We start from the raw sequence: 23,879 nt of genomic DNA on the forward strand, positions 1-23,879 counted from the left end.
TCAATCATGAGTACAGAACCAACGGATATCGTGCGTCTTTGGTATGCGACCGGCGATGCATCGCTGCTGGCGGATGATATCGTCTGGACCGTTCTTGACACGTTCCCCGAAGGGGGACGCCATGTCGGACGGCGGGCAGTGACCGAACGTTTTTTCCCCGCCGTCAAAAGCCATTTCACAGAATACGCCGCGCAACCCGAGACATTCGTGGTTTGCGGGGAAAACGTCGCGACGTCGGGATTTTATCAGGTGCGCACGAAGCGCGGACAAGCAGGAACTGTCGCTTTTGCGCATTTCTGGACCGTTCGAAATGGCCAGATCGTCGCGCTTCATCAAGTCGCGGACACTGCACGCCTGCAGGATCTTCTACGCAGTGAGGAGGCGGGCTCGTGACCACCGACCAACACTCGTCCCTCAAAGGCGTGAAAGGTGATCGCTTCGACCTCAACGCCATCGCGTCATCGTTTCCGGATGCGGCCGACACGATGCTGCTGGACACCTACCTGACTGACACGCCGTCACGCAGCATCCGGGTTTTTCGCGTCTACCGCGGCGTCCCTGCGCATTATCACACTCAATGCGACGAAATCCTGCATGTCCTTTCTGGCGAGGGAACATTCTGGATCGACGACCCGGCGACAGAGGCTGCTTTCGCGCCCGGACATCTTCTCGTCTTCCCCCGGCGGGCGGTGCACGCCTTGCCGCGCATACTGCGCTCCCCCGTCGTGTTCCTGGCGATCGACACGCCCCGTCGGGAACAGGACGACGTCACATTCGTCAATCAGGAAGACGGAGCGTCAAAACAGTTTATCGCGGGGATATGACGTCGTGAGAAAAACCAACTCCGCGAGTTCCTCACGGCGACGCATTCGATACGCCGCCATGGCGGCCGGGTTCTTCCTTTACGGTTTTTGGGCTCTGCATTCCGGCAATGCCCGGACATCCATTCTGGACGTGCAGGCGTCGAGTTCGGAGCTGGACTGGAATGCCGTGGCCATCTCTGCGGATCGCGTAATCGTCGCCGGGCCACGCTGGACCGGTTCTCACGGTCCCTCCGTTGCAATTCTGACAAAGCAAGGCGCTCTGCAAGCATTTCCGACTGTTGAATGGAATAGCTGGAAACCGGGTCTCGACGCCACAAAGCATTTCGTCAATGTGAACGCCCTGCATATCGATCCGGAAGGAGCGCTCTGGGTTGTCGACACCGGAACGCCGCAATTTGGCGGACCAACGCTCGTAAACGGCCCGAAACTGGTCAGGCTCGATCCGCAGACGGGAAACGTTCTCCGAATTTACGCTCTGGGTCCAGACGTGGCGCCGCGGGGAAGCTATATCGACGATATCCGCTTCAACGGTCCGCACGCTTATCTGACCGATGCGGGAAAAGGCGCGATTTTGGTGCTTGATATCGCAACGGGCGTCTGTCGACGTGTTCTCGACGGCGTTCCAGCGACACAGGCGCGTCCCGGACGGCCAATCGTCATGGAGGGCGATGTCGTAAGAACCAGCAATGGTGCGCCCCTTCTGGTCAACGCCGACCCTCTGGAAGTCAGCCCTGACGGGCGCTTCCTCTATTTCGGTCCCCTCGAGGGGCCGTGGTCGAAAGTTCCTACCGCGTTGCTGGACAACCCGGCGACCCCCGCCGCAACGCTTGCCGCATCCGTCGAACCCTGGGCGGATTTGCCTCCGATTGGCGGCAGCGCGATGGACGAACAGGGCGCTCTCTACTTTACGGTCCTGAAGGACAAGACTGTCTATCGGCGTGATCCGGACGGGCGGATAACGCCGCTTGTCTCTGATGATCGTCTGAACTGGGCGGATGCGCCATTTCTTACTCATGATGGACAACTGTGGCTTCCGGTCGCGCAACTCAACAGGCTGCCGCAGTTTCAGCAGGGCCGGTCGCGCGTAGCTCTCCCATTTCTGCTGCTGTCCATGAAAGTACGTCCCGGCCGATATGGCCGGGCAGCGCCAACTACCGAACGAGGCATCCGTTCAGGCGGTTAGTGAGCCGCACCCGCACGAGCGCGCCGAAAATCGAAGTTCCATCAACATGGGCAATTTGCGCCTGACCCATGGTCGTATCAGCTACGGTCGGGCGAAGGGCAAATCGCTTTTTGGGCCTTCAGAGCGTAAATGACATTGCTCATTGAGGCTCCAACACGCACTGCTTTTGCGCGTTCCAGCGCCAGAGCGTGTCGTTTGTAAGTTCAGTGTTGCCCCACCACCGATGAATCGGGACATAGTCAGCCATATCGGCCTGCCCCGCCGCCAGACGCAGACCAATGTCCGTCAAACTCAACCGGCTGTTCCGGTGGGCGTCATAAGCCGCCTGTGGAAAGGCCTGACCCGCAACCGGAGCCCGCCTTAGCGGATTTGGCAAAGTCCCACGGATCACAGGCGTTGGCCCCGCCGCCAATTGTTGCAGGCTCTCCTCAATATAGCAGCTATCGAACCGGGGGCCGCCGAGCTCCGCATAGGCGCCATTTACCACAGACGCCCAGTTGGCGTCCGGGTTAAGCGCCTGCGTGACAAGCGCCGCCTGTGTCGCGCTCAGGCCTGTGTCGTGCGCTGGAAGCTCGGTGAGCATTTTACGGCCCGCTTGATACAGGAATGGAAGAGCCCCCACAGCGTTTGGCGTCAATTGAGAAAACTTTCGCGGATCTGGCTGACCAAACGCCGACCAGAACCGCCGGGCGGCCTGAATATGATCTTGAGCGAGCCCTATTTTTTTGGGCCTGAGCCGCAGAAGGGCATCCGCACTGATGCTCCCGACTGCGTCACCGGAATGAATCAAACTGACATTACCCGGCACGACGTCGAAGCTACCGAGATAAACAAGAAAATGAACCAGCGTGATCTGTCCACGCACCGTTGGGTCGAACCAGCACTCTACCGCATCAAACTGTTCCATATATCTAGAGAGATTGCCCTCATGTTTAAAAAACTGTGAATCGGGCTGTTCAAGGCCGGTCAGAAGAATGAAGTTAGGACGCCTAAGAGGACTCCAGACCTCAAAATAGGACGCCGTGTCCGCTTGTGTTGGCAAAGGGCCGAAGAGCGAGAATGCGGATTTTTCAGAACCGTCAGTGTCGTGCAGAAGATTGATCGAACGCTCCGCGTATTGCGCGAGCTTTACATGGCCCATAGTGGAATCGGAGTCGCATAAAAACAGTCTTTTCAGCACTACGCATTACCTCCGCTGGCGACCATCTCTCAATCAGGCGTCATGCCGATCACGTCATAGAGGAACTCAGACTGCTCCTTACGGCAGGAAATATGGAAGTACTTTCTCGATAACGCCGCGTGAGGCGCCGCAAGATCAACGCCGTATGTCTCTCGCCCGGATAGAAGCGCTCGCGCTCCAATCACCGTCCCGGCGCGCGTCGTTCTCTCCAGTGACTCAGCTTGATATATAGCGAAGGCAGCACCAGCAACGTCAGCGCCGTACACGACACGAGGCCGCCGATCACGACGGTCGCCAACGGTTTTTCAACCTCCGCCCCCTCGCTCATGGAAAACGCCATGGGAAAGAAGCCCAGGCACGCGACCGAGGCCGTCGCCATGACCGGCCGAAACCGTTCGCGCGCCGCAGTGGTCGCGGCGGAAAAAGCGTCCATGCCGTTACGGCGCTTTTCCTTGACCCACGAAATCAACACCACACCGTTAAGCGTCGCCACGCCAAACAGGGCAATAAACCCTATGCCCGCCGAGATGCTGAACGGCATTCCACGCAGCCAGATCGCGATGACGCCGCCAGTCGCAGCGAAAGGCAGATTGACGAAAACGAGGCCAGCCAACCAGGGATCGCCCAGGGCGAGGATCAGCAGCAGGAAAATCAGCCCCAGCGTTATGGGCACAACGACCGCGAGACGCGCTGATGCTGTCTGGAGATTTTTGAACTGTCCGCTCCATTCGACCCTGTAGCCGGGCGGAAGAGCCGCGTCCTTCGCAACGGCGGCCTGCGCCGCGCTGACGAACGACGCCAGATCGCGGCCACGCACGTTCGCCTGCACCATCATCCGCCGTTCGCCCTGAATGCGACGTATTGCGGCAGGCCCATCGTCGAGCGTGATATGCGCAACCTGCGACAGATCAACGACATGATCGTCCCTTGTCACGACCGGCAATAACCGGATCTTCTCCAGTGTGTCGCGCGAAGACGGTTCGATACGGACCTCCGTCGGAATAAGAGCGGCGTCCAGAGACACGGGTGGCCCGACGTGGCCACCGATGGACTCCACGACATCCAGAACCTCGGACGTCGGCACATTCAATCGAGCCACGGCCTGACGATCGACGTCGATATGCAGGTACGGGATCGTCCCCACGTCCTGCGGGGCGACATCGGCGGCGCCGGGAACCGCTGCGATCACCTGTGCGATCTTCGCTGTCAAGGCCGTCAAAACTTTGAGATCTGGGCCATAGACCCCGACCGCGATCTGCGAGCGCACGCCGGATTGCAGGTCGTCCATCCGCATCTGGATCGGCTGGCTCCAGTTGTAGAGCGATCCAGGGTTATACTTCCGCAGCGCCTCGTCGAACGCACGGACAAGTCCCTCCTGCGTGTCCGCCGTCCGCCATTCTGATCGCGACTTGAGCAGGATGTAGGTATCGGTCTGCTCTCCGCCCTGCGGGTCGGTCGGAATTGCCGAAGTTCCGGTGTTACTGACGAGAGTCCTTATTTCCGGGAAGCGTTTCAGCGTGTTTTCAATCGCATTGACCGCGCGAACCGACGCCTCCAGCGATATGCCTGGCAGGCGGGTGGAGGTGACGATCAGATCACCCTCCTGAAGCTGCGGGATAAACTCTCCACCCAACCGCGTGGCCAGCAGCGCGGAAACAGCGAAGATCGCCAGCGCCACGAGCGTCACGCGACCGGTGTTCGCGACGCAATACCGCGAAGCCGGCAGAAAACCGCGACGAAGAAACGCAATCAGGCGCGTGTCATGTCCGGTTTCGTCGTCATGCTCCGCGTCCTCGTGATCCGCCTCTGCGTGGTTTTCGTGCATCGCAGGAGGTTTCATCAGCATCAGGCACAGCGGCGGCACGCAGACCAGCGCGAAAGCCAGCGACGCCAGAAGTCCGAGAATGACCGTCTCCGCCATGGGCCTGAACATCCGTCCTTCGATCCCCTCCAGAGTAAGGATCGGCAGGTAGACGAGGATGATGATCAGAATGGCGAACGTCACAGGGCGGGCGATGAGGCTCACAGTCGCCGCGATGCCTTCAGCGAACGACATCCCGGGCGTGGGCCTGCGGCTGAGCACCGTCTCCACGATGACCAGAGCGCTGTCGACGATCATCCCGAAATCGATGGCGCCAAGGCTGAGCAGGTTCGCCGAGATGCCGAGATGATTCATCCCGACCATTGCGACCAGCAGCGAAAATGGAATGACCGAAATGATGACCAGCGCCGCGCGCCAGTCACCGATCACCGCCATCAGCACGACGAAAACCAGCGCCGCGCCCATCAACAGGTTGTCGCGCACGGTCATGATGGTGACGTTGGTCAGCGTGGAGCGGCTGTAATAAGGGACCAGCCTTACGCCCTGCGGCAGCGAACGGTTAAGTTCCGGCAGGGCCTTCTTGATTCGCGCCAACGCCTGACGCGCGTTCGCGCCTTCGCGCAGCAAAACCACGGCGTTGACGATTTCGCCTTCTCCGTCCCGCGTCACCGCGCCAAGCCTGGGCAGCCTTCCCTCATGAACGGCCCCGAGATCGCGCACATGGATCGCCTCGCCGTTCGGACCACTACGGACCTCGATCGCTCCCAGTTCGTCGAGGCTGTCGATCAGCGACCGGCCGACGATGACGCGCTGCTCGTCATTATGCTCGATCCATGCGCCGCCGGCCGCCTCATTGCCTGTATCGACCGCGTCGAACACATCTTCCGCCGACACGCCATACCGCCGCAGCGTCTGAGGATCGAGTTCCACCTCATAAGTCTCGGCCGCGCCGCCGTTGACGTTAACGTCCACGACGCCGGGAACCAGCCGGAGCTTCGGCACGACGCTCCACGTCATGATCCTGTTGAGTTCGGCAAGAGAACGGCCTGGACCGAGGATCTGCAAATGCATGATCTCGCCCATGCCCGTCGTCATGGGCCCCATCGAGATCGAGACGTGGTGGATCGGAACGGCGTCCCGCGCTTCCGCCAGTCGCTGGGAGACGAGTTCACGGTCACGATAGATATTGGTGTTGTCGCCGAATTGCAGATAGAGCACCGATACGCCAGTGCGCGACACCGACCTCATCGTATCAAGCCCGACCACGCCCGAAAGCACGGTCTCCACCGGCAGGGTGACCAGCCGCTCGACCTCCTGCGTCGGCAATCCGGGCGCGCTGACGGAGACCAGCACCTGACGCGGCGATATGTCCGGTACCGGCTCCACGGCCAGCGAGCGCAGGTCGAACACGCCGACGATCATCAGCAGAACCGCCGCGCCGAGAACCGCGCGGCGGCGACTTAACAGCCCCAGAACGAATTTCATTGCGACGACGCCGCAGCGTCGGCAGGCGGGTTGAGCAACGCCTGCGATTTCAGCACGAAGCTGCCATCCGTAACCACGATGTCTCCGACCTTCAGACCGCTGGCGATCACCACCTCCCCGTTCAGAGACGGACCAACCTCGACATGACGCGCTTCGTAGCGGTCTGGCGCGATCTGCACGAAGACGCACGGCAACGCCCCGATCGTCTGAAGGGCGCTCGCCGGCACTATCTGGCCGCTTACCGTTCCGGCGAAGAACAGACGCGTGCGCACCAGCATGCCCGCCCGCAGGGAGCGGTCCGCGTTCTTCACGAGACTGCGCACCAGCACGCGACGCGTCCCCGGATCGACGCCCCCCTCGATCAGATCGACTTTGGACTCAATCGCCTTCCGCTCCGTCGCGACGCGCGTCTCCTGCCGGTCGCCGACCGACAGCCGGGCTGCGTCGGCTTCCGACACCTGGGAGACAATCCAGACGGCGCTGAGGTCATCGACCTCCACAGGCGCCACCGTAGCGTTCGACACGTCGCCGCCAACGGTGACATTGATACGCAGCACCACGCCGTCGACAGGCGATATGACACTGGACACGATCCCCTGCGCCCTTTGCGTCGGCGAGGAAAAACGGGCCATCCGTTCAGTCTCGTTCTGCACCATCGACCGCCGCTGAGCGACCATCGCCCGAGCGTCGGCCAGCCGGGCCTTACGCCGTTCAGCCTCCCCCGCAGACACGACTCCGCCGCGCAGTGCGCTGGCGCGTTTCCAGGCGAGCGCCGCATCCTGTTCGAGCGCCTCCGCCTGCTGCAGCGCCGCCTGCGCGCCGAGCAGCTTCTGCTTCTCGTCGCTCAGGCTGAAATCATCGTAGGTCAGCAACGCATCGCCACGACGAACGATCTGCCCCGGACTCACCAGCACTTCCCGGACGCGCCCGGCGCCGACGGGGTGAATCCTGCTGATGCGCCTTTCGTCCGCTGCGATATAGGCCTGCGCGTCGATGTGCGGCGCGATTGCGCCCGGACGCGCCGCCGCCGTGTTGATCCCAAGGGTCTTCAGCGCCTCCGGGGCGATCATCATGGGCGTTGTCGGCCAATCCGCCTGCGCCAGAGCAGGCTCCGGAGATGCGACGCCGAATATCGCGCCCAGAGCGCAGAGAAACGCTACGCACAGGAACGATGCAGTTCTCATGGCGTCTGTCCGGTCATGAGGAGTATTCTTACAAGAGCGGATCTCCACAATACATCGGCCTGCGTCGCACGCTGGTTCGCGTCCAGTTCCGCACGTCTGGCGCGAAGATATTCGATAACCGGCGTCTCTCCGACGCTCCATGCCTTGCCCAGTTGGGAGGCCCGCGCGCTCAACGCCTGTTGCGTGGCCCGCGCATGGCCCAGAACCACGAGAGCAGAGGACATTCGCGCTTCAGCCTGCCGATATTCGACGGCGACCTTCCGGCGCGCCAGCTCCGCGTCCCGGTTCGCAGCGCCCATGGCGCTCACGCCCTTCATCAGCATTGGCACGTTTCGCGCGGAGCTTGGCAGTGCGGTCTGAAACTGCACGCCGAACTGCGTGTCCCACGGACTTCCGTACTGCTCCTGCCGGGACAGAGACACGCCGATTTCCGGATTGGGCATGTATGACCGCTTCGCAAGATCGTAAGACGCCTTCGCGCTGCCCACCAGCGCATCCGCCAGTTCGATCCGGGGATCATTGCGGGGGTCGAGTTTCTGCACGCGTGCAGCCAGAAGGCGGCCGTCCAGCGCCATCAGGTCCGGAATTTCGTCCGTTCCCGTCAGAGTCAGCAATTCCGCACGCGCGGTCTCTATCCGTTGCTCCCTGTCAGGAATTTGGCCCGCTACGTCTTCCCGCTCAGCCACGATCGCCTCGTGATCGGAGGCGGCGATCTCTCCTGTTCTCAGCGCCTTCTGCGACGCGGACAGGGTCTGGTCGAGCAAACCCTGAGTCGACCGGAGATTGGCGATTTCCCGCCGGAGCGCAACAGCGGCGCTGGTAAGGTCAAGCACCCGGACAGCCATCAGAAGACGCTGGACCTTCAGGCGCGAACGCGCGACGGACTCGTCCGCCTGCGCATTGCGCACGCTTGCCGAACCTTGCCCCGGCAACCAGAGCGGCATGCTTACGCTGCCCTGATACGTCGTGTATCCGACCTTGCTGCCTATGAAATGGTCATCGAGGTATTCGCCGCTGAGAACCGGGCCGGAAGGAAACCACGCGTCAAGCGCGCTGGCGGATTTATGTGCGGCGTTTGCGTCCGTCTGGCTGGACCGCGCCTCCGGATCGGCGCTCCAGGCCGCGATGATCGCCTCGTGCAGGCTTTCCGCCCTGCCAACTGGCGTCGCGAAAGCAAGCGCGACGATGGATGTCGCAGCGCCAAGAATGCGGGGGACAAGCGCAAGGGCGCGACCATGTGCCGCCGCAAGGGCGGGCAAGCGCTCTTTCGATCTCATGCCTTCTTTTTGCATACCCGGTAGGATCGTGAATTACAAAGTATGTTTTAACATTAAAATATTTTCAATAAAAATAAAATGACAATTGAAATCGCGAAACACATCGAGCATGCGAGCGGTATGCAAATTTTCGTTTTCAATTTCGAATTTTGATATTTTTTCTTGCTGAAAATATTAAAGTAAAATTCTTCTGTTTTCAAATTTTTTAAATAAAGACAAAATAAGTCACCAAAGGTCTCAGATTTTATTTTTCATCACCCAACCCGCCGTCCAAAGCATGCGTTATTGCGCCCCCTGACATGACAGGAAAACCCGCTCAGGAAGAGTTCCGTCCGAATTGGAAACATTCTATCGTTGTAGCCCCGGCTTCGTAGGCCAATCGCTCCCAGCGGCGCGTTTTCATAAGGTCAGGATCTCATCGCAATGTCGTTCATCGCCGACCGTCTGAACAAGGTAAGCCCCAGTCAGACCATCGCCATCACGGCCAAGGCGCAGGCGCTCAAGGCCGAAGGCCGCGACGTCATCAGCCTGTCGGCAGGCGAGCCGGATTTCGACACGCCGGAGAACATTCGCGCCGCAGCGATCCGGGCCATCGAAACCGGCCAGACCAGATATACGGCCGTCCCCGGAACCCATGCCCTTCGCGCCGCCGTCGCCGAACGTTTCCGACTGGACTCCGGCCTAGACTACACGCCGGAGGAGATCATCGTCTCGACCGGCGGCAAGCAGGTCATTTACAACGCGATGGTCGCGACCCTGAATCCCGGCGACGAAGTGATCATCCCTGCGCCGGGATGGGTGTCCTACCCGGATATCGTGGCGCTGGCGGACGGCAAGCCGGTCATCGTTCCCTGTCAGGAAAAGAACGGCTTCAAGCTGACCGCGGAGGAGCTTGAAGCGGCGATCACGCCGAAGACCAAGTGGTTCATCCTTAACTCCCCCTGCAACCCGTCAGGCGCCGCCTATGCGGCCGAAGATCTGCGCCCGCTCTGCGACGTGCTGCTTCGTCACCCAAATGTCTGGGTTCTTACCGACGATATCTATGACAAGCTTGTATACGATGGCTTCAAGCCCGCCACCGTCGTTCAGGTGGAACCTAAGCTTCGCAATCGGACGGTGACGATGAACGGCGTCTCGAAGGCCTACGCCATGACCGGATGGCGCATCGGCTTCTCCGGCGCGCCGCTCGAAATGACCCGCGCCATGAACAAGCTTCAGGGGCAGTCGACCTCCAACCCCTGCTCCATCGCGCAGGCGGCGGCGCTCGAAGCGCTGACGGGACCGCAGGATTTCATCGAGGGAATGCGTGAGACCTATCGGGAACGGCGCGATTTGGTCGTCTCGATGCTCAATCAGGCGGCTGGCCTGACATGCAGCCGCCCCGAAGGCGCGTTCTATGTATTTCCGTCGATGTCCGGATGCATCGGCAAGCGCACGGAATCGGGAAAGCTGATCGACACGGACGAGGCATTCGTAACGGCGCTTCTGGATGAGGAAGGCGTGGCCGCCGTCCACGGCTCCGCGTTCATGTATCCCGGCTATTTCCGCGTCTCCTATGCAACCGACACAGAGAGCCTGCGCGACGCGTGCGAGCGCATCCAGCGTTTCTGCGCCGGACTTCGGTGACGGTGAGCGGCGGGACAAACGGGGCGCAGCCACGCCCCGGCCTGGCGGCGCGTCTGGACGGGCTGCCAGCATCGGCGACAATCGAGATGGCCCGACGCGCGCGAGAACTGCTCGCCGCCGGACATAAGGTGATCTCCCTCGCCCTCGGCGAACCGGATTTTCCGACGCCTCCCGCCGCAATCGAAGCGGCACATGCAGCCGCACTCGCGGGCGACACCAAATACCCGCCCGTCGACGGAACCCCGGCCCTTAAAGCCGCCGTGGCGCGCAAGTTCGCGCGCGAGAACGGTCTGGACTACGCCCCAGACGAGTTGATCGTCAGCAACGGCGGCAAGCAGATCATCTTCAACGCCTTCATGGCGACCATCGATCCGGGAGATGAGGTCGTCGTCCCCGCGCCCTACTGGGTCAGCTATCCGCTGATTGCGCGCATGTTCGGCGGCGTGCCGGTGCATCCGGTCTGCGACGAGAGCGACGGTTTCAGCCTGCGCGCCGATCGACTGGCGCAGGCGCTTACGCCGCGCACCAAATGGCTGGTGCTGAACTTCCCGAACAACCCCAGCGGCGGCGTCTGCACTGAAGAAGAACTGCGCGCCATCGCCTCGGCCCTGCGCGACTTCCCGAATGTCTGGATTCTATCTGACGAGATCTATGAGCATCTCGTCTTCGACAACAGACGCTTCACGTCCTTCGCGTCAGTAGCCCCCGACCTGCGCGATCGCATCCTGACGATGAACGGCGTCGCCAAGGCCTACGCCATGACCGGATGGCGGGTCGGCTACGCGGGCGGCCCGCGCGATCTGATCGCCGCCATGCGCACGGTGCAGGGTAACGCGACCTCGGGCGTCTGCACCGTGGCGCAGGCCGCAGCAGCGGCGGCGCTCGACGGTCCTGAAGACCTGATCGGCGTCATGCGTGCGACCTACGCCAAAAGGCGTCAGGCCGTCGTAGAGGCGTTGCGCGCCATTCCCGGCATTACCTGCGCGATGCCGTCCGGCGCTTTCTACGCCTATCCCGGCGTGGAGGGGTGCCTCGGCAAGACCACGCCCGATGGACAGGTGATCGCAACCGACGCCGATTTCGCGCTGGCGTTGCTTGATCGCGCGCATGTCGCGACGGTACCGGGCTCCGCGTTCGGTCTGTCACCGTATCTGAGGCTTTCCTGTGCGACCGGCGATGCTGAGCTTGAAGAGGCATGCAGGCGTATTGCCGGGTTTGTTGCTTCGTTGAGGTAACGGTTTGCGCATTTACATCGGTTTCGGACGAGGGCTGACGCAGGAGTGATGTTATTCGCTCGTTCGTCTCCGTTCGGTTGAAAAACGATCAGATTACAGTAAAAATCCCCTATTATAGCTTATTATAAAGCTATTTCCGGAGTATAAAGTGAAATTACATCTTGCTTATACTTGGCGCCTTGCACGATCGTGAAGACAGGAAAGCGGCATGGCAATTGCCGCCGCTGGCAGCCCGTAGTGACGAAATAGAAGATCGCCTCCATGACCCAGCATACACTCGCCTTCCCGGTCATTTCCTCTCTGATGTCAATGACGCAATCAGCGCCCATTCGGCATCACGCAGGTCGCTTGCATACTCCAAGCCCTCCCGGCGATACTGCGCTTGGGTGGTTTCAGTCCAAGCCATTTTGATCTCATCGGGTTCTCGCAAACCCATGAATTATAACCTGCTGAAATCACTCAACTCATCTCCGGCCAGACAGTACGAACATGGGTGATTCGCCTATAACCGTCTGAATTACGTAAAGTTTTCATTTTCGTATCATATTGGACGCCGTAGTGGGACCGTGGTATTTCGACATCAAGATTTGAAATGCATCAGGAATTCTTATGACTGGCTTCCATTATACGGCGATTACAGCATCAGTTGGAAAGGGTGGGATGAATCATCGCCGTGATGTTGTCGCAATACAGCAATTGATTAATGCGCACTTGCCTATTGGCCTTTCGAAATTGACTGTCGATGGAGCGTGCGGTCCGCTGACAATCAACGCTATCAGTGAAGTTGAACGTAAAATTGGCGGAATAGCCGCCCCCGACGGCCGGCTTGATCCGGGTGGCCGCACATTGCGGGCGATTAATTTCGGTCGAAAAATTCTGCATCATCGCCATCAGGAGCATTCTGCTCCGCATCAATCGGTCGTGCGGCAAAATACGCATTCGGCGCATCTTCCGGCCTATCGTCCGAGCCCCAGAGTTTTGACGTCAGCAGGGCCGTCGTCAGCCGACGGCATTCGGGCGGACATCGTTCAGGCGGCGCAAAAGGCGCAGGCCTGCTGGGGAGTGCCTGCGTCGATCAGCATTGCGCAATGGGTTCTGGAGAGCGGGTCTGGGAAGCATATGCCTCCAGGGTCGAATAATCCCTTTGGCATCAAGGCCGCCGCCGGGCAGGCGGCGGTATATGTCACCACGCGCGAAGAGACCAAGGATCACCGGTCGATTTACATCAAGGCCGGTTTCCGCAAGTTTGCCTCCATGGCGGAAGCTTTTGATGAGCATGGCAAGCTTCTTGCGACCCATCCGGCTTACAGCCTGGCCCAGAGCCGCACCAACGACCCTGACGGCTACGCCGATGCGCTCACGCATCACTATGCGACGGATTCCCTTTACGGAACGCTGCTGAAGTCGATCATGAAGAAAAAAGATCTTTACAAATATAACCGGTAATTCAGGTTTTCTGGTCGGATTTCAGGCATCTGGATAACTGAACGATCACCTTGTCGTAAACAGCGCTCTCTTTTTGCGTGTATTTCAATTCGAAAACGACATAGTGGTCGCCGCTGTCCAGAATTTTACTGTAAAAAACGCCGTCTTTTCCATCATTTCCGGATACGACGGCCCAGTCCTTGCGCACGGCCTGATACGTTGTTTTACCGGAACTCCCCGCCAGCTGCGTAGACTCCATCTTTGCGTTATCGGCGAGCGTCAGACCGTCAACGTGGTTTCGGCCAAACACGCTGAGCTCCACGCCGTTATCGCCAAAAAACGACTGTCCATCCCCGTTATCGGGCTCCCCTTGTGGCTTCAGCAAAGAAGCCGGATAGCAAATTTGGTAATGAAAACGGGCATTCCCATAAACCTGCCAGTCCTTGGGAATCTCGTCAGCCAGTGCCGCAGGAACCAGAACCAGCACGCAGACTGCCATCGGCAAGAATTGCATAAGATGCTTGAGGGATGAAATCTGCACGGTATTCTTGAAATTCAAGATTGAGAAACTCCGGAACTTTTTTCGTGTCGTCATTGTTCACTGATACATGGATTTTACGAAGTGATGAAGCTCTTCGGACGCCGATCCCTGCCTGTTTGGCTTTGTGCGAGGATGCGCGACGGAAGGGAGTACCCCGACTCCCGAGAGGCTGGAGCCGGTTGGGGAGCATGGATTCCTTCCGTCTTCGCTCGTCCCTGAACAGTTACCTGAGACATTCGATCCGCATGACACGGACATGAACCCTCGCCATAGCACAGACAGTCATTAGATACGATCTTTCGTGCGCCTTCCTCGATCTCTGCGACCTACCTTCCGCCCGAACACCGCGCATTCTCAATACCCGTGACGTTATCGCCGAATGCGCCGAAACGTTCACGCCCAAACCCTCGTCGTCTTCGAAGCTTCCAGCGGCTGCGACGACATCCTCATCACCGTCGCGCGTCAGTTGATCGTCATACTCAACGCCATGAGGCAGAAAAGGCAGTCTCTGCAGGCCCTGTGATCAACACAGTTGCCCTTAATACCCACCGATGCTGAGTTTATGTGCCCTAAAAGACTGGATTCCATGCGGCAGCACCGGCCACCACCAGAACGCAACGGACGCAAAGACACCCACTACATTGCCCCAGATCCCTTGAGCCGGAACGCGTGACGACATGCGGCCAGCTTGCCGTCGGATCATTCGCCAGTGGACGACAACCCGGCGCAATGCCAGCATGGCCGGATGATCCCGACCTTCGCCTCCCTCACCTTTCCCCGCCCCACGGAAGCCAGCCTCGACGAAGGCTTCGGCGCCGTCCTCTCCCTGCTGGACGCGGGCGACCTCGCTGGCGCGCTCGCCCGTTTCGATACGGAACGGCGGACGCTGGAAAGCTGGGCGTCGCTCGCTTATCTGCGCTTTTCTCAGGACACGACGGACGAGACCGCCAAGGCGGAGCGCGATTACGCGGACAAGATCGGCCCCAAAGCCACGGCGCATGAGGTCGCGATCAAGAAGCGGCTTCTGAACGACGTAGACCGATCGGCGCTGGTGAATCTTGTCGGCCCGCATGTGACCAAGCTGTGGGAGAGCGACGTCACCACCTTCGACACCCGCATTGAAGCCGCGCTGGAGGAAGAAGCCCGCCTTTCCGGTGAATACACCGCCTTGCTCGCTGCGGCGCGGATCACGATCGGGGACGCCACGGTCAATCTGTCCGGGCTTGCGCCATGGCTGGAGAACCCGGACCGCGCGGTGCGTTACGAGGCCGAGGCGGCGCGCTGGACCTTTTTTGCGGAAAATGGCGCAAAGCTGGACGATCTTTACGATCGCTTGGTGAAATTGCGTCACGGTATGGCCACGACTTTGGGCTTCGATACCTACACGCCACTTGGCTATCGCAGGATGCGCCGGGTCGATTACGGGCCGACGGAAGTCGCACGTTTCAGGGACGACGTCCGCACCCATGTCACGCCGCTCGTCGCACGGATTCTGGAAGACCGCCGTGCGGAGATGGGCTGGGACGCCGTGCGTTACTGGGACGAGAACTTCATCGACGCACTCGGCAATCCGAAGCCTGCCGGGGATTACGATCTGCTGATCGCGCGTGCGCAGACCATGTTTGACAGGATGTCCGGCGGGCTTGGTCCCTTCTTCCGCGACATGGTTGATGGCGGCTATCTCGACCTCAAAAACCGCGACGGCAAGGCGGGCGGCGGGTTCTGCACGTCGTTCCCGAATGTCGGGATGCCGTTCATCTTCGCCAATTTCAACGGCACGCATGGCGACATCAACGTCTTCACGCACGAAATGGGCCATGCCTACCAGAACTGGCGCAGCCGCGACCTGCATGGCGTTGACGAATTATGGCCGACGATGGAGGCGGCGGAAATCAATTCCATGGGGCTGGAATTCCTGACCTGGCCGCATATGGAACTGATGGTCGAAGACGGCGCCGCAGATCGCTTCCGCCGCATGCATCTGATCGGATCGCTCAGCTTTCTGCCTTATGGCGTCTGCGTCGATCATTTTCAGCATGAAATTTTCACCAACCCGGACATGACGCCCGCGCAGCGCCATGCGCTCTGGCGAGATCTGGAAAAGCAATACATGCCGTGGCGCGATTACGGCGATCTGAGCTACCCCGCAGCAGGGGGGCGGTGGCAGGCGCAGGGCCACATTTACAAATCACCATTCTACTACATTGATTATACGCTCGCGCTCTGCTGCGCGATGCAGATTTGGTTGCTGTCGCGACGGGACGAGGCTGCTGCGACGACCGCATATGAAGACCTGTGCGCGCGCGGCGGATCTGCCGCGTTCACTGCGCTGATCGCGGAGGCAGGTCTGATCTCACCCTTCACGCCCGGCGCCCTGGCGGATGTCGTCAGGGAAGCAGCGCAGTTTTTCGATACACCCGGCATGGAGGACTGACTTAAAAACCTTTCGCCTGAGGGGTGTCAGGCGATCTTACCCTCACCGCCCTAAACCAACGCGCAGCCTGTCCGATCAGGCAGGTTACGCCACCGGGACGACGCTAACGCCGCTCCCGTAGCCGAAGAACTCCCGTCAGGCCGACACGAAGGACCTTGACCACGGGCGTGGGCAACATGCGCCGCAGGGCGATGAGCGCCCTCCTGGATGGCGGAAGTCCGGGGCGCTCCAGATAGTGGGTGTTCTGGCTGCCGATCTCCACCGGATCATCGCTCTCTGTATAAAAATACGCGATCAGCGCTCGCCTCGTCCGGCCTTCCGGAAGCGGGGCCGGATATCCGTGGGCCGCATCCGGAGATTGTCCCATGAGCAGCGTCCGCCCCATGATCGGCGCCACCCTGACGTAGCACTTGCGTTCTTTCAGGTTCCACAGCTCAAGCTTGCCACCGTCTTCTTCCGTCCACCCTTCATTGAGATAGGTGATGAGCGCCAAACGATTTCTCATCCCCGTTGTCGGATGGCGCTGGAAATCGACATGGACCTCAAAGTGTCCGTGCACGCCAGCTTCATGCAATCCGCCGCCATAGAGACTGAAATCGGGAAGAAGAGAGCCGATCCCGGTCACCCGCTCCATAAGCGTGATGAATTCCTGTGAGTACACAACGCGAAAATATCGTGCAATTTCCTCAGGAAGCGACACCGGGTCGTCCAGCATGCGCTTGTTTTGAAGCGCCGTATGATGAGACGTCCAATCCGCGCGCGGAGCCGAAGAAGCGTCTGAATTGACGGACGAAAGAAGGCTTCTTTCAAAGAAATCGTCGATAACCAGATGCGGGAACGGCACAGCGTCTCTATACGAACGCCGCCATTGCTCCAGCGTGTCGGCAGTCGGTGAACGCCAATCGGTGGTCACGGGCAAATCGCCTTCCTCCTTTCCGATCGTCGCAACCATTACAAATCATTTCTTCCGCGACGAGAATAAAGCAATGCGCAGAGAGACAACCCGCCGCCAGCGGATTTGCAGCCGCCACAAAAGCAGCAACATCAAGTATTACGTACGCACACGCTTTATATTTTCATATGCGAGAAGAAACAAAGTCGACTGCGCTCTCGATTTACTGAAATATACGCTTCAGGCACCAGATTACATTCGGAAAGGACAGGAACTTCAGAGCCAACGCTCAAGGAGGCGATCTCTGAATTCCTGTTCGTTTCCGAACGATGTCTGAACCACCCATAAACTTCTCAGCACATTGAGCGCAAGCTTTATAACAAAATATCGTTAATATCAATTTCACGTTAATAAATTGTTAAATATAACACGCTGAAAAATATACAGTATTTATAGGACATCTCAAAATTGGATCGTTAAAGTCACGTCGCGTACGACGGATCCTCGGCGTCAAGAATACGTTTCATTTCTGCGAAATGTTCGCGGGAGAAGTCAGTTATCCCTTCCCACGCGCGTGCGGTCTTTTCCGCGACATCTGCATCCAGGATTTTCAACGGCTGTCCGGTCGCATAAGCGTTCACCAGAATCTGGCAGGCGCGTTCGAGGGTGTAGATGTCATCGAAGGCCTCTCCAACATTCTCCGCCGTCACCAACACCCCATGGTTGCCCATCATCAGGCGTGACCGATCACCCAGCAGGTGCGCCAGCCGCTCACCCTCCGCCACCGTATCAGCCATGCCGCCGTAGTTCGTGTCCTGAGCAACGCGATTGAAGTAGCGCGCGGAATTTTGCTCTATCGGCAAAATTGTGGGGTCTTCGAGGCAAGCGATCGTCGTTGCGTGGATGGGATGCAGGTGCATCACAACCCGCGCCTTGGGAAGCAAACGGTGAATCTGGCCATGAATGGACCAGGCGGTCGGATCGATATCGGGATGGCGGCTGGACGCAACGTCTTTTGCATCCAGCAGCACAAGGTCGCTCGCGCGGATACGCGAAAAATGTCGCCATTTGGGGTTAAGCAGAAACCAGCGTCCGTCCTCAGAGACGGCGGCGCTGAAATGATTCGCCACCGCCTCATGCAGACCCAGCTTCGCCGTGATCCGAAACGCCGCCGCGAGATCTATTCTGATACGCTGCTCATCGGTCATCGCGTCGGTACTCCTGTGCCTGGCTGTTGTTTCGACGCCGAACCATGACCAAGACGCCTGTCGGGGACAAACAGGGTTTTTATGTGTCGGGCTTCGTCAAAATATGTGTGTAGCCTCTCGTTACGGCGCGACAGCTTCGAAGGCTGACGTCACCTCCACGTCCGATCTTGCCCGAAAGTCAGGCCTCCCTTCGTCCACCGACTTAATCGGCGGACACGATCCCTCTCGCCGCCACCAGAGGCAAAACATGACCAACCATGAGCGGCGCCAGTGGGAGCGAGGCCGCGTCCGACGCGGCCACCCAAAGCGCTTCCGCAATCTCGGCCGAAGCCTTCGCCATTTGCGTCGTACGAAAATGAAAGAGTTCCGCCGTCACGATCGCCCCGGCCTCGTTGGCGGCGGGAGCGGAGAAAGAGCCTAACGGCGTGAGAAAATGTTCGTCCACGACAAACCCGACCTCCTCCGCCAGCTCCCTCTTCAGCGCATCAACAGGCTGCTCTCCCTTCTCGATTTTCCCACCGGCCAGCATGAACCACTTCGATCCGGCCTTCCTGACCACGAGAAGCCGCCCTGCGCCGTCGTCTATGACTGCAGCGGCGATTCGTATGACTGGCGCGGCAAGATCGCTCATAGACAGAAAAATCCTCTGTGCCTTGGGGCAATGATCGTCGATACGACTACTCCGCCCGGAAAAAACCGCAGCAGATTCTCGATCGTAGCGACGCGAAATCTGACTGTCGATCTGACACAACGATCATGCATTGAACCCATTTCGAAACATATGCCGCGCCCCGCTGCATCCGAGTTCCTTGCTATCCCTGTAGCGCCGACCAGATCCGACACTGCCTGGTTTGACTGTGAGTGCATCGCCCGCGTGCAGTCAGTAAGCATCACCGTCGACACGGACGGCCAGTCTGGACCGCTGGGCCAGTCCCACCGCACCAACACGGCCTATCCACGACGCCAGGCGAGCGAATACAAGCGTTCCCAGCTACTGCCACCTCACCGGAGAATCGCCGCAGTGTCCCGCGCCAGCCGCTTGCTAGACCTGCTTCAAGCCCTGCGCCGTCGTCGTTACCCCGTTACCGCCGCCACGCTCGCAAGTGAGCTGGGCGTCTCGACGCGCACGATCTATCGCGACGTCGGCACGCTGATCGCGCAAGGCGCTGCGATAGAGGGGGAGGCTGGCGTCGGTTACGTGCTCCGACGAGGATATCTTCTTCCACCCTTGCGTTTCACCAACGATGAACTGGATGCGTTGATTCTCGGCCTGCGCCTCGTCCGTCACCGCGACGACGAAGATCTGGAACGGGCGGCGGCCGACGCGCTCGCCAAGATTTCGGCGGTCCTGCCAGATACGCACGCGCACGAAGTCGAAACCAGCGGCATGCTCGCCGGGCCGTCCGGGCGGAACGAAACGCCCTGCCTCAAGGTCATCCGACAGGCGATCCGCGACGAGATGAAATTGTCGCTGCGTTACACGGACAAGGAGGGAAACGCGACCGAACGCACGATCTGGCCCGTCGCCATCGGCTTCTTCGAGACCTCCGAGATGTTAGCCGCATGGTGTGAGAAACGCGCAGACTTCCGACATTTCCGACTGGACCGCATCGAGAGCGCCGTGCCGGGGTGCGGGCGTTACCCACGACGGCGACGCATTCTGTTGGCCGAATGGCGCGCGCAGACAGGAATCTCCATACCCTACTGACAGAAACTGTCTCTCCCCTCCTCCAGATGAACGTCGTTCCAATCATCAGGAGACCGACCCGTGTTTCTTTCAACCTCAACAATTCTCTATGTGGACAATCCTGCCGCCAGCGCCGATTTCTATCATACCCTATTGGGGGTTGAGCCAGTCTGGCTTGCGCCGGGCTTCGTGCTCTTCAATCTGCCAGACGGCGGCCGCCTCGGCCTATGGAATCGAAATAACGCCTTACCAGCGGGCGCCGACAGTGAGATTACGCTTACAACGGAAGACCCCGACGCGGTTCACAAACTGTGGGTCGAAGCAGGATACACGGTGATTCAGCCGCCGACCGATATGGCGTTTGGCCGCAATGTCGTGGTCGAAGACCCAGACGGTCATCGCCTACGCGCCTTTCGACCGGCGGCGAGGTGAAAGACGCTCTACGGGTCACAAGCACTTGCGCAGAGTCAAGTCGTGAGTGACCTGAGTTTCCGCAAAGCACTTCAGGAGAAGTTCCAGACATCAGATGTGGGGTGTTACGAACTTAGTCGAATATGGCGTGACGATTCACGATAACATTACATTACTTGTAAGTGCAAAAATTATGCGGGGGCAGAAGAAACTCTGCTCCAGAAAAAAGTGTTTCTGCAAATGGGAACAAAGGCCAATGTCATGAAAAATATAATCTCGCCACCATCATATCTAAGTAAGTTGACGAAATGGACGAGCCTAAAGCGGTAAAGTTCCGTAGGAATTATCTCGCGCTCTGGAGTCTACGCGGCAGACATATTCCGCACCGAAGAATCCGCACCCTCTCTTGTCACTCCATCGGAAACACTGAGAGAATTTCTGGTAATTTTTCCTGATATTGTTGTAGGCAATCGTTTTACAAATCGAACTTCTTTAAGACCGACCCATCGGCCAAGCCCCTGATGAACCTGTCCAATAATAATTTCGACAGAGAGTGGGCAGTCCAGATCAGAATTCGCCACAACATAGGCGACTGGGCGCTGTCCTCTCAACTCGTCAGCAACCGCCACTACGGCACAAGCGTGAACGCCAGGATGAGCGGAGATGATTTTCTCGATCTGCACGCCCGAGATTCGGCGACCGGCGACTTTGATGACATCGTCAGAACGCCCGAGCATATGGACGGCGCGCGAAGCCTCGATCATGCCTTCATCGAAAGTACGGTAATACATGCCGCTCTCATCCAGATACGCCGTAGGAACATGGATCGCCCTTTCCTTCCAGACCCCCGCCAGGCAACCGGGTGGCAGCGGCAGGGACAGAAGAATCTCGCCGCATTGTTCGTCCATTTCGGACGGTGCGATCACCGGGTTGAATCCCGGCGCAGGCCGCCCGATGTCATTTTTTAGCGAAGCAGGTTCACGCTCGGGCAGACCGAAAAAATGCGCGGTGATGCTCCAGCCAGTTTCCGTCTGCCACCAGTGGTTGACGACCGGCTTCTGAAAATACGCCCGCGCCCATTCTAGCAACGTCGGATCGGCATACTCTCCGGCTACGAAAATTCGCGCCAGCGCCGGTAACACCGCCTGAGGCTGACGACGGCTTTCCTGTCGCATGAGCCGCATCTGGGTGGGCGTGGTGAACAGGCATTTCACCTTATGCTCATGACAGAGGGCGTTAATGGCGGACGCTGACGCCCCGCCTTCAACGATTACGCTGGTGCAACCGCTGATCAGGGGCGCGTAAATGCCGTAGGAGTGACCAACGACCCAGCCAAGATCCGATGTCGTGAAGAATGCATCGCCCTGCCTGCACCCGTAAATCAGTTCCATCGACAGGGCGAGCGCCACAGCGTGTCCCCCATTATCCCGCACAATACCTTTAGCATTACCTGTCGTTCCGGATGTATGAAGGATATAGAGCGGGTCTTCGGACCTAAGCACGACTGGATCCACAGGCGCCGACTGCTCCAGCACATGAAAGTCATGATCGCGCACCGGCAGGGGCGAGGCCGCGCAGCCCTTGCGCTGCACGATCACGCAGGCCTGCGGCCTGTGAGCGGCCCCGGCGAGCGCCTCGTTCAAGCCGGGCGCCGATGGAACTGCCGTCTGTCCTTGAAAACTGCAACTGGCGACGATGATGACTTTCGGGGCCACGTCATCAATCCTGCGAGCAAGTTCAGGCCCTCCGTAACCGGAAAAAACCACCACATGCACGGCGCCGATCCGCGCGCACGCCAGCATTGCGACAACCGTCTCGATCATCGTCGGCATGGCGATCAGAACCCGATCCCCCTTGCCTACCCCTAGCGCGCGCAAACCACCGGCAAATCCTGCCACCCGGCGCTGCAGTTCCCGGTAGGTCACGATCTGCCGTTCCCTCGTCGCGCAGGAATGCCAGATCAGCGCCGCTTGGTCGCCGCGTCCACTTTCCACATGCCGATCCACGGCGTTGTGGCAGGTGTTGAGCGTCGCGCCCGGAAACCAGTCATGCCAGCCGTCCGCCCGCGCGCGGTGCGCGATCGCAGGCTCCTGCTCCCATGTGACGCGTCGAGCCGCATCCAGCCAGAACAAATCTGGCTGGCCTGAAGCCGCGTCATACATCGCTTCATAAGTCGCCCATGGCGGCATGGCGCGCACCCTCCGCTCAGGCTACAGGAATGTCCTTGCCGGTGATCTGACTGGCCAACCACGCAGCGTCGCGAGAAACGCCGGAGAAGCGTCCGGACCCCCATGTATGCAGCCACGGCAACCCGAGAAAGTAGAATCCCGGCGCATCCGTCACGCCCCGGCGCCATACAGGTTTGTTGGCTCCGTTAAAGACCGGCACGTCAATCCAGCGATAGTTAGGGCGAAAGCCGATGCACCAGACGATCGAGGTGACTCCGGCAGCTTTCAGATCCAGCGGCGCATTATTCGCATCCGGCTCCCACAATGGGACATAAGGCGCTTCCATTGGCGCGTCGACGCCTTCGCGGGCGATGTAGGCGTCTATGGATTTCTTTATGTCCGAATTCGTCTTGTCCGCTTCATCGAGATTCTCTTTCAAATCCGGAAGAAAATGCGCCACGTCTTCGCCGATGGTATCCAGCGTGCCGTGCAGCCCCACCCCCTCTTTCGCAAAAAGGCGCAAATCAAGATCGTGGCCACCGTTGCGGCCGGTGACATAGTGATTGGTCTTGTCACGTGCGCCGTCACGCAGAGGGTGGTTGTCTACTGTCAGGTCATAGAACCGCATATCGGCGAGCCAGTCCACGACGTCGCGTCCACGATAGAACCGGGAGACGCGGGGCGCCGACCCGACGCACAAATGGACCTTACGTTTTTCCAGAAACAGGTCTTCGACAATCTGCGCGCCTGACTGGCCGCTTCCCACCACCAGCACAGCTCCTTTCGGCAATTGCGCAGCATTACGATAGTCCTGTGAGTGAACCTGATATATCGAAGAATCTATTGCGCTGGCGTAACCCGGAATCACAGCGTCCTGATATGCGCCCGACGCGATCACTACGTGCTGTGCGCGCCAGACGTCGCCACCAGCCGCTACGCGGTAAGCACCATCTTCATGACGGGTGATGGAGGTGACCGCAGTATGCTCGCGCAAGGGAGGATTAAATGACTCAACGAAGCCTTTTACATAATCTATAATTTCCTGCTTCACCATAAAACCGTGTGGATCCTTCCCCTTGTAGGGATGACCGGGAAGCGCGCACTGCCAGTTGGGGGTGACGAGGCAGAAATTGTCCCAGCGTTCATCGTCCCATGAATGGCAGGCCGTCTTCGCTTCAAAGACAATGTGCTCGACTTTCTCCTGACAGAGATACCAGCTCATTGAAAGACCGGCCTGCCCTCCCCCGACGACGATCACGGGGACAGATTTTTCACTCTGTGTCATAAGAATATTCCG

Annotated in this window: 20 protein-coding genes and 1 pseudogene; 9 read left to right on the forward strand and 12 right to left on the reverse strand. The window is 59.2% G+C overall.

The window, feature by feature from the left end; genetic code table 11:
- The first annotated feature begins 6 nt into the window (after positions 1-6).
- The 3 genes from G442_RS0101540 to G442_RS20375 are packed head-to-tail and all read left to right on the forward strand — an operon-like array spanning position 7 to position 2,007.
- The gene (locus G442_RS0101540; protein ID WP_026396568.1) at positions 7-393 is read left to right on the forward strand and encodes a nuclear transport factor 2 family protein; all 387 of its coding nucleotides are present in this window, start codon (positions 7-9) and stop codon (positions 391-393) included.
- Entirely contained in the window at positions 390-824 is a 435-nt protein-coding gene (locus G442_RS0101545; RefSeq protein ID WP_051291799.1) for a cupin domain-containing protein, read from the forward strand. The genes G442_RS0101540 and G442_RS0101545 overlap by 4 nt, the downstream gene beginning before the upstream one ends.
- Positions 825-828: 4 nt before the next feature.
- Entirely contained in the window at positions 829-2,007 is a 1,179-nt protein-coding gene (locus G442_RS20375) for a major royal jelly family protein (protein ID WP_246789287.1), read from the forward strand.
- Between the two features lie 139 nt (positions 2,008-2,146).
- Here G442_RS20375 and G442_RS0101555 read toward each other — a convergent pair whose 3' ends face one another.
- The 4 genes from G442_RS0101555 to G442_RS20385 form a co-directional block, all read right to left on the reverse strand.
- On the reverse strand, positions 2,147-3,187 hold the full coding sequence (locus G442_RS0101555; RefSeq protein WP_146882083.1) for a hypothetical protein: 1,041 nt from the start codon (positions 3,185-3,187) through the stop codon (positions 2,147-2,149).
- Positions 3,188-3,368: 181 nt separating this feature from the next.
- Positions 3,369-6,494 (reverse strand): efflux RND transporter permease subunit, encoded by a 3,126-nt coding sequence (locus G442_RS0101560; RefSeq protein ID WP_026396571.1) that lies wholly within the window; start codon positions 6,492-6,494, stop codon positions 3,369-3,371.
- Positions 6,491-7,678, reverse strand: coding sequence for an efflux RND transporter periplasmic adaptor subunit (locus G442_RS20380; RefSeq protein ID WP_051291800.1), 1,188 nt, complete (start codon positions 7,676-7,678; stop codon positions 6,491-6,493). The genes G442_RS0101560 and G442_RS20380 overlap by 4 nt, the downstream gene beginning before the upstream one ends.
- Positions 7,675-8,955, reverse strand: coding sequence for a TolC family protein (locus G442_RS20385; RefSeq protein WP_051291858.1), 1,281 nt, complete (start codon positions 8,953-8,955; stop codon positions 7,675-7,677). The genes G442_RS20380 and G442_RS20385 overlap by 4 nt, the downstream gene beginning before the upstream one ends.
- Positions 8,956-9,378: 423 nt before the next feature.
- On the opposite strand from G442_RS20385, the gene G442_RS0101575 reads away from it, so the two are divergent.
- Both G442_RS0101575 and G442_RS0101580 read left to right on the forward strand, forming a co-directional pair.
- Positions 9,379-10,581, forward strand: a complete 1,203-nt coding sequence (locus G442_RS0101575; RefSeq protein WP_026396572.1) for a pyridoxal phosphate-dependent aminotransferase — start codon at positions 9,379-9,381, stop codon at positions 10,579-10,581.
- Positions 10,582-10,667: 86 nt separating this feature from the next.
- Positions 10,668-11,816 (forward strand): pyridoxal phosphate-dependent aminotransferase, encoded by a 1,149-nt coding sequence (locus tag G442_RS0101580; RefSeq protein WP_084440319.1) that lies wholly within the window; start codon positions 10,668-10,670, stop codon positions 11,814-11,816.
- A gap of 164 nt (positions 11,817-11,980) precedes the next feature.
- Here G442_RS0101580 and G442_RS0101585 read toward each other — a convergent pair.
- Both G442_RS0101585 and G442_RS25500 read right to left on the reverse strand, forming a co-directional pair.
- Positions 11,981-12,222: pseudogene (locus G442_RS0101585) on the reverse strand (transposase); the annotation flags it as partial.
- Positions 12,223-12,458: 236 nt separating this feature from the next.
- Positions 12,459-12,707, reverse strand: a complete 249-nt coding sequence (locus G442_RS25500) for a hypothetical protein (protein ID WP_161628310.1) — start codon at positions 12,705-12,707, stop codon at positions 12,459-12,461.
- A 30-nt stretch (positions 12,708-12,737) separates the two neighbouring features.
- Between G442_RS25500 and G442_RS25505 the strand changes: the two genes are divergently transcribed.
- Positions 12,738-13,262 (forward strand): glycoside hydrolase family 73 protein, encoded by a 525-nt coding sequence (locus tag G442_RS25505; protein ID WP_161628311.1) that lies wholly within the window; start codon positions 12,738-12,740, stop codon positions 13,260-13,262.
- Position 13,263: 1 nt separating this feature from the next.
- On the opposite strand, the gene G442_RS23770 is transcribed toward G442_RS25505, so the two are convergent.
- Positions 13,264-13,800, reverse strand: coding sequence for a hypothetical protein (locus tag G442_RS23770; RefSeq protein WP_051291801.1), 537 nt, complete (start codon positions 13,798-13,800; stop codon positions 13,264-13,266).
- A gap of 727 nt (positions 13,801-14,527) precedes the next feature.
- Between G442_RS23770 and G442_RS0101605 the strand changes: the two genes are divergently transcribed.
- Positions 14,528-16,216: a M3 family oligoendopeptidase gene (locus G442_RS0101605; protein ID WP_026396575.1), complete on the forward strand. Its 1,689-nt coding sequence runs from the start codon at positions 14,528-14,530 to the stop codon at positions 16,214-16,216.
- Positions 16,217-16,319: 103 nt separating this feature from the next.
- Here G442_RS0101605 and G442_RS20400 read toward each other — a convergent pair whose 3' ends face one another.
- From G442_RS20400 to G442_RS0101620, 3 genes are all read right to left on the reverse strand, one after another.
- The gene (locus G442_RS20400) at positions 16,320-17,129 is read right to left on the reverse strand and encodes a 2OG-Fe(II) oxygenase (RefSeq protein ID WP_218030244.1); all 810 of its coding nucleotides are present in this window, start codon (positions 17,127-17,129) and stop codon (positions 16,320-16,322) included.
- A 461-nt stretch (positions 17,130-17,590) separates the two neighbouring features.
- Complete coding sequence (locus tag G442_RS0101615; RefSeq protein WP_026396576.1) at positions 17,591-18,316, reverse strand: class II aldolase and adducin N-terminal domain-containing protein; 726 nt, start codon at positions 18,314-18,316, stop codon at positions 17,591-17,593.
- 202 nt (positions 18,317-18,518) lie between these two features.
- Positions 18,519-18,947 (reverse strand): NUDIX hydrolase, encoded by a 429-nt coding sequence (locus G442_RS0101620; RefSeq protein ID WP_026396577.1) that lies wholly within the window; start codon positions 18,945-18,947, stop codon positions 18,519-18,521.
- A 150-nt stretch (positions 18,948-19,097) separates the two neighbouring features.
- Here G442_RS0101620 and G442_RS0101625 point away from each other — a divergent pair, with 150 nt between their 5' ends.
- Both G442_RS0101625 and G442_RS0101630 read left to right on the forward strand, forming a co-directional pair.
- Complete coding sequence (locus tag G442_RS0101625; RefSeq protein WP_246789288.1) at positions 19,098-20,024, forward strand: helix-turn-helix transcriptional regulator; 927 nt, start codon at positions 19,098-19,100, stop codon at positions 20,022-20,024.
- Between the two features lie 60 nt (positions 20,025-20,084).
- Positions 20,085-20,435 carry a VOC family protein gene (locus tag G442_RS0101630; RefSeq protein ID WP_026396579.1) on the forward strand — a complete coding sequence of 117 codons (351 nt, stop codon included), beginning with the start codon at positions 20,085-20,087 and terminating at the stop codon, positions 20,433-20,435.
- 341 nt (positions 20,436-20,776) lie between these two features.
- On the opposite strand, the gene G442_RS0101635 is transcribed toward G442_RS0101630, so the two are convergent.
- Both G442_RS0101635 and G442_RS0101640 read right to left on the reverse strand, forming a co-directional pair.
- The gene (locus G442_RS0101635; protein WP_026396580.1) at positions 20,777-22,603 is read right to left on the reverse strand and encodes an AMP-binding protein; all 1,827 of its coding nucleotides are present in this window, start codon (positions 22,601-22,603) and stop codon (positions 20,777-20,779) included.
- Positions 22,604-22,619: 16 nt separating this feature from the next.
- Positions 22,620-23,867 (reverse strand): MSMEG_0569 family flavin-dependent oxidoreductase, encoded by a 1,248-nt coding sequence (locus tag G442_RS0101640; protein ID WP_026396581.1) that lies wholly within the window; start codon positions 23,865-23,867, stop codon positions 22,620-22,622.
- Positions 23,868-23,879: the final 12 nt, after the last annotated feature.

It is taken from the genome of Acetobacter nitrogenifigens DSM 23921 = NBRC 105050 (assembly GCF_000429165.1).
Classification (GTDB): Bacteria; Pseudomonadota; Alphaproteobacteria; order Acetobacterales; family Acetobacteraceae; genus Acetobacter; species Acetobacter nitrogenifigens.